This window comes from Thermotalea metallivorans, from assembly GCF_001562415.1.
Lineage (GTDB): Bacteria > Bacillota > Clostridia > Peptostreptococcales > Thermotaleaceae > Thermotalea > Thermotalea metallivorans.
In genome coordinates, this window is record NZ_LOEE01000004.1 from 40,137 (window position 1) to 46,617 (window position 6,481).

Sequence of the window (6,481 nt, forward strand, 5' to 3'; positions counted from 1 at the left end):
TGTTACGATGAACAAAATAAAAACGCCTTTAAAGGAAGTCCAGTGAGGCTGACAAGGAGGAATAAAAATGAATATGAGCAAGGAAATTGCGAAAAAGCTGTTGGAAATTGAAGCTGTAACTTTGAGAAATACAGACAACCTGTTTACTTGGGCATCAGGAATTAAGTCTCCTATTTACTGTGATAATCGGTTGACCATGGGCTATCCAGCGATTCGGGAGATGATTGCCGAAGGATTCGCAGATCTCATTCGGACTTATTATCCGGAGGCAGATCTTTTGGTGGGGACAGCCACGGCAGGTATACCTCATGCGGCATGGACTGCTCAAAAGATGAATTTGCCCATGGCTTATGTGAGAAGCAGTGCAAAGGGGCATGGCAAAGGCAATCAGATTGAGGGCAAGGTGGAAAAGGGACAAAAAGCCGTAGTCATTGAAGATTTATTATCTACAGGCGGCAGTTCTATGAAGACGGTGCAGGCATTGCGGGAAGCCGGCATAGGGGTCTTGGGGGTTGTGGCTATTTTTACCTACGGGTTTCCTCAGGCAGAGGAAGCCTTCCAAAGGGAAAAAATCAGCTACCATACTTTGACAAGCTATCAGGTGCTTCTTCCCATTGCCGTGGAAATGGGATTTGTTCAGGAACAGGAATTGGCTTTATTAGAGAAATGGAGCAAAAATCCTTATGTATTCAATGAAATGGAGAAGGTACACCCATAGGTGTATCTTTTTATCATTGAAGGGACTTCGATGAAAAGGAAAGAAAGTAGGAAGAATTAAATTCTAAGAATGAGAGAGTATATGGAAGCTACCTGTAGAATTATATCAAAATCCGTAAGAATTGGGGCCACAGGATTATTGTCATACCCGTCCAAAATCGTGCATAATATACAATATATAGTATGAGAGGAAAGTTACGTCACAAGAGGAGGGGTATTATGTCCGTTACAAAGATTCAAAAGAGGAACGGCGAAATTGTCGATTTTGATAGCAGCAAAATCAAAGCGGCCATTTTTGCAGCTGCCAAATCGGTGGGGGGAAAAGATGAAGTCATTGCCCAAAAATTAACCAGGATGGTGGTTGAGATTGTCAATGAAACTTACGCAGCCAGCATCCCATCGGTAGAGGATATACAAGATATCGTGGAAAAAGTATTGATTGAGGAAGGACATGCCAAAACGGCAAAGGCATATATTTTATATCGAAAAAAGCATGAGGAGATTCGTGAAGTAAGAAATCTTTTCATGGATGCGGAACGTATGGTGGAAGAGTATGTAAACTTAGAGGATTGGAGAGTCAATGAAAATGCCAATATGGGATTTTCATTGCAAGGGCTGAACAACCATATCGTAGAGAGCATCACTACAAAATACTGGCTAAATAAAATTTATAGGAAGGAATTAAGGGACGCCCATATTCGAGGCGATTTGCATATACATGATCTTGGTCTGTTGGCACCCTACTGCTGCGGCTGGGATTTAGAAGCTTTTTTGCGACACGGCTTTAAAGGAGCAAAGGGAAAAGTTGAATCAAAACCTCCCAAGCACTTTGAATCGGCTTTGGGGCAACTGGTAAATCTGCTTTATACCCTTCAGGGAGAATCGGCGGGGGCGCAGGCCGTATCCAGTCTTGATACATACTTGGCACCATTTATCTATTATGACGGATTGGATTATCTACAGGTAAAAAAGGCAATACAACGGTTTGTATTTAACTTGAACGTACCTACACGGGTGGGCTTTCAGACGCCTTTTACCAATGTAACCCTAGATATTACCCCTCATCCTCTGTTGAAAAACCAGCCGGTAATTATCGGCGGAAAAGCCATGGATAAGACATATAAGGAATTCCAAAAGGAAATGGATATGTTTAACAAAGCTTTCTGTGAAGTAATGATGGAAGGGGATGGAGCAGGCAGGGCCTTTAGCTTTCCTATTCCTACAGTGAATATTACCCACGACTTTCCATGGGATTCAGAAGTGGTCAACAATATCATGGAAATGACCAGAAAGTTTGGTACTCCCTATTTTGCAAACTTTTTAAATTCGGATTTATCACCAGAAGATATCCGTTCCATGTGTTGCCGCCTAAGGCTGGATAACCGGGAGCTGCGGAAAAGGGGAGGCGGCCTTTTTGGGGCAAATCCATTAACAGGTTCTATCAATGTTGTCACCTTGAATATGGCGAGAATCGGCTATCTGTCCAAAAGCGTGGAAGAGTTTAAACGCAAGGTCCGAGAGTTGATGGAAATTGCAAAGGAAATCTGCGAGAATAAACGAGAAGTTTTGGAAAAATATATGGATGCGGGGTTGTATCCGTATTCCAGGTATTATCTGCAAGGCGTAAAGGATGCTACAGGTCAGTATTTCAAAAACCATTTCTCCACGATTGGCATTAATGGCATGAATGAGGCTTGCATCAACCTCTTGGGGGTAGATATTACTACAGAAGAAGGCAATGCCTTTGCGGTAGAGATTATGGAATTTATGAACCGTGTCATTCAGATCTTCCAAGAAGAGACGGGGAGTCTTTGGAATCTTGAGGCGTCCCCGGCAGAGGGTGCATCCTATCGGTTTGCCAGATTAGATAAGAAAATGTATCCCAATATCTTCACCCAAGGAAAAGATGAACCCTATTATACAAATTCGACACAGCTTCCCGTAAATTATACAAGAGATATCTTTGAAGCGGTGGAGAAACAGGAAAAACTCCAATCCCTTTATACAGGAGGAACAGTTCTTCATGGATTTATTGGAGAAGAAATTGAGAGCATAGAAACCTGCAAGACATTGATTAAGAAAATCTTCCAAAATAGCAGTATTCCCTATGTAACCATTACACCGACCTTCTCCATCTGTCCGGATCATGGATATTTGGCCGGGGAACATTTCTATTGTCCTCATTGTGACAGAGAAGCAGAAGTCTGGACAAGGGTTGTGGGATTCCATAGGCCGGTGCAATCCTGGAATAAAGGGAAACAAGAGGAGTACAAAGATCGGGAGGAGTTTTCCCATAAGGTAAGCCTAGAGGCAGTGGAAGGGTATAAGGAAGTGAAAATAAGCTAAAGGGGCGTTGAGACATGCATATCATTGGACAGGAGAAAACATCATTGATTGATTATCCGGATAAGATTTGTACGGTGTATTTTACAGCCGGATGTAATTTCAAATGTCCATATTGTCACAATGGGTCCATTGTACGGGGAGAAGGAAATGCCATTGAGGATAGGGAGATATTTTCCTTCCTGCAAAAAAGAAAAAAGTTTATTGACGGTGTATGTATTTCAGGAGGAGAACCTACCTTATATCCTGACTTGTATGAATTTGTTCAAAAAATAAAGGAAATGGGGTTTTTGATAAAGCTGGATACTAATGGTACGAATCCCTTTCTTTTGAAGAGGCTTCTGGAGGAAAAATGGATTGACTACGTAGCCATGGATCTGAAAGCACCCCTTGAGAAATATGAAACTGTAGTGAAAGTCCCCGTAGATCCGGAAAAGATCCGAAGCAGCATTCATATGATTATGAACGGAAACGTAGACTATGAATTTCGTACAACCGTGTGCAAGGAACTTTTATTAGAAGAAGATATTCTAGCGATGGCACAGGAAATTAAAGGAAGTAAACGATACTATCTGCAGAATTTTAGAGACGGGGACACCATATTGGAAGGAAAGGGTCGATTCACCCCTTATGATAGGGAAGTCCTCGAGGCAGTGAAGCAAAGGATAGAAGGATTGTTTGATATATGCAGGATTCGATAGAGAGCGGTACAACTGCTCTCTTTTTTATAATACTGAAAGGCAGCATTTTGCTATAAAAAGCATACAGTAGTGATATAGAAAGAATTGATAAAATGAACAATCCTACAATTGAATATCCTTTGTTGTATGGAATACTTTTTTTATGATTGCTGGGCAACCATTGCCGACAGAGGGTGACCGACTTGAGGGTTGCATGTTTGTGGAATGATTGGCAAAAGGAGGGTGAAAATGCAGGTAGATTTCCATTTTTATGCCATATATGCATTATGCATGCTGTCCGGTATAAAACCAGAATGCAGCAAAATCATTGCTTATGCTTCCCAACATACGGATGACGCAAAGTATAATCATGAATTGGTATTTGAAAGCGGCGGACGATTTAAGCAACAGATGTCTGCCCATCGGTTTCTAGATTTACATGTATTTAGCAAAGAAGTAGCATATGAAATCTTTTTGCCCTTCCACTTTTTGCCGGGAATAGAGGGAAAAGATTTCCATGAGCAGCTTTGCTGCAGACAAAATAGCAGGACGGCATTGGAAATGCTGAAGGATACTCTAAATACTTTGGAAAAACCTTATGGACTGCATCGACTGGGCATTGCATTGCATGCATATGCCGATACCTGGTCCCATCAGAACTTTCATGGGCTGTTGAAGTACCATAATGAAGTAGAGGACTTAAAGTGTGAGAATAGAAAACAGGGCATATTAGAAGAATTTGGAAATAGTGTTATTTCTGGGTTAGTACCTCCTATAGGTCACGTCCAGGCCTACACCTGTCCCGATGAACCCTATCTAGTATGGAGCTACAGGCCATATCAAGCCAAGAACGCTATAAAAATAAATAACTTAGACAGGACGGTGGATGCAGCTGCCCATGTTTACCATTTTTTAACCACAAAGGTAAAGGAGAAAAAACCTGAAATTTTTATAGATACATCTAAGAATTGGAGAAGTGTGGAAAATAAGTTCAGAAATGTTTTTGCTGTAGTAGGAAGGCTGGAAGAAAGGGAAAAACTATGGCAGAGAAAATTGAAGGAAGGTTTCTTTGGTTTTTCTTCCGTAATAAGGTATGATGATCGAGAATGGTTTCGAGAAGCTGTGGAAGTGATTGATAAGGCTTATATGAAATATGATAAGAAGGATGGCTTTGCCCACGCTGACTGGAAGTATTTTCATGATGCTTTGACTTTGCATAAGTTTTATGTTAAGAATGAATTGCTGCCCAGGTATGGCATCATCACGTAAGACAGAGAAAAGGTATAAAAGCAGAAAAACAACATATGAACAATGACATGAATACAATATCGCCACAGGAACTCTTAAGGGGAGCTCCTGTTCGTTTTTGTCAAGGAAAAAAGTGCAGCAGGTTTGTGGAAAATACAGAAACTATTCGTTATTGCTTAGTTTTTCATACTCCATGATCAAACGATCTAGGAATTGACTCAAACTGACTACATCCGGATGCAAAAGGTCTCCTTTCTTTTTTTCGATTAACCTTTCAAGACGTTCTCTGGTAAGTCTGATGACAAGTTGAATTACTTTTTTTGATAGATAGTCATTATTCATCGCACATCCCTCATTTCAAATAACTTTATCTTCTGTAAAGGGTTAAAAAGTTTTACCTGCTGCACTATCTGTAATTTTATTGAAAAAATTTCAACAATCTTGGAGAATAATGTCGAATTTATAAAAATCATATTTCAAAAAGATATTGACATAGGAATTATATTTATGATAAAAAACATTATGCAAAAATGGGAGAAATGATGAATGAGGAAGTGGATATCATTATTGATGGTGCTGCTGTTTTCATCCGCCACAGGCAATGTCTTTGTAGAGACTCAGACTGCAGAGGATGTGAAGGGGAAGGGCCTTTTCCATAGCTATCAAGAAGTTTAGATTTAATCCTTTAAATGCACGGTTGACCATAGTATAATATCTCCATGGGATACAAGGTGATGAAAAAATGCATGGTTTAACCATCTAAGTTTGAAAAAGAGAAGAAAGAGAAAAAACATGCACAAGTTTATTTTATTGTAAGAAATGTATTTATCAAAAAGGAGGGATGCCTTGATGAAAAAGAAAAGTAGCCTGTTTCGAAGGGATTTTGACTATGAGGAAGATGATCATGACCGGCTAAAAAATTTATATAGAAAAAATCAAAACCAGCATGGATTCACCAATAAGGCTACCCTAAAAAAATATGAGTTTGATTATGAGGAAGATATTTATGAGCCGGAAAAGAATCGCTAAAAAATCGAATCTTGACTATCTTTTCCTAACAAAAACTTTTATAAATAGGAAAAATTTACACATAAAAAAGCAATTGATTTTTCATTAAAATTGTGGTATATTGGTACTTGTTCTTACGACAGAAGGGGTTGGAGATCAGCTCTAAATTTTTTCTCAGAAACCCTTTGACAAAACAGAATGTGTGTGATATAATATTTATCTAAACTGAAAACAACTTTTCTATAGTTCAATTTTGCAATTATAAAATATAACATAAAAGGAATTGACAAAAATCTAAAAATGGTGTAGTATAATAGAAGTCAGCTCAAGGGGCTGACGCTGAAAACGTTATCCTAATTTGGTCTTTGAAAACTACACAGTGTAAGAGGAAAGCCAGCAAGCAAAGAGAAGGAAGAATTTGATTTGAGAGTTTGATCCTGGCTCAGGATGAACGCTGGCGGCGTGCCTAACACATGCAAGTCGAG

7 protein-coding genes and 1 rRNA gene are annotated in these 6,481 nt (G+C 39.5%); 7 read left to right on the top strand and 1 reads right to left on the bottom strand.

Annotated features, from left to right (window positions below; genetic code table 11):
• Window positions 1-67: 67 nt before the first annotated feature.
• The 4 genes from pyrE (at window position 68) to AN619_RS00940 (ending at window position 5,009) form a co-directional block, all read left to right on the top strand.
• Entirely contained in the window at window positions 68-718 is a 651-nt protein-coding gene (gene pyrE / locus AN619_RS00925; protein ID WP_278279803.1) for an orotate phosphoribosyltransferase, read from the top strand.
• 218 nt (window positions 719-936) lie between these two features.
• Window positions 937-3,063, top strand: coding sequence for a ribonucleoside triphosphate reductase (locus tag AN619_RS00930; protein WP_068554167.1), 2,127 nt, complete (start codon window positions 937-939; stop codon window positions 3,061-3,063).
• A gap of 14 nt (window positions 3,064-3,077) precedes the next feature.
• On the top strand, window positions 3,078-3,761 hold the full coding sequence (locus AN619_RS00935) for an anaerobic ribonucleoside-triphosphate reductase activating protein (protein WP_068554169.1): 684 nt from the start codon (window positions 3,078-3,080) through the stop codon (window positions 3,759-3,761).
• A 228-nt stretch (window positions 3,762-3,989) separates the two neighbouring features.
• Window positions 3,990-5,009, top strand: coding sequence for a DUF6765 family protein (locus tag AN619_RS00940; protein ID WP_068554171.1), 1,020 nt, complete (start codon window positions 3,990-3,992; stop codon window positions 5,007-5,009).
• Between the two features lie 141 nt (window positions 5,010-5,150).
• Here the strand turns inward: AN619_RS00940 and AN619_RS00945 are convergent, their stop codons facing one another.
• Window positions 5,151-5,330, bottom strand: a complete 180-nt coding sequence (locus AN619_RS00945) for an aspartyl-phosphate phosphatase Spo0E family protein (RefSeq protein WP_068554173.1) — start codon at window positions 5,328-5,330, stop codon at window positions 5,151-5,153.
• A 204-nt stretch (window positions 5,331-5,534) separates the two neighbouring features.
• Between AN619_RS00945 and AN619_RS16420 the strand changes: the two genes are divergently transcribed.
• From AN619_RS16420 to AN619_RS00955, 3 genes are all read left to right on the top strand, one after another.
• Window positions 5,535-5,663, top strand: a complete 129-nt coding sequence (locus AN619_RS16420) for a hypothetical protein (RefSeq protein WP_278279804.1) — start codon at window positions 5,535-5,537, stop codon at window positions 5,661-5,663.
• Window positions 5,664-5,837: 174 nt separating this feature from the next.
• Window positions 5,838-6,017 (top strand): hypothetical protein, encoded by a 180-nt coding sequence (locus AN619_RS00950; protein ID WP_068554174.1) that lies wholly within the window; start codon window positions 5,838-5,840, stop codon window positions 6,015-6,017.
• Window positions 6,018-6,415: 398 nt separating this feature from the next.
• Window positions 6,416-6,481 (top strand): 16S ribosomal RNA (locus AN619_RS00955); the annotation flags it as partial.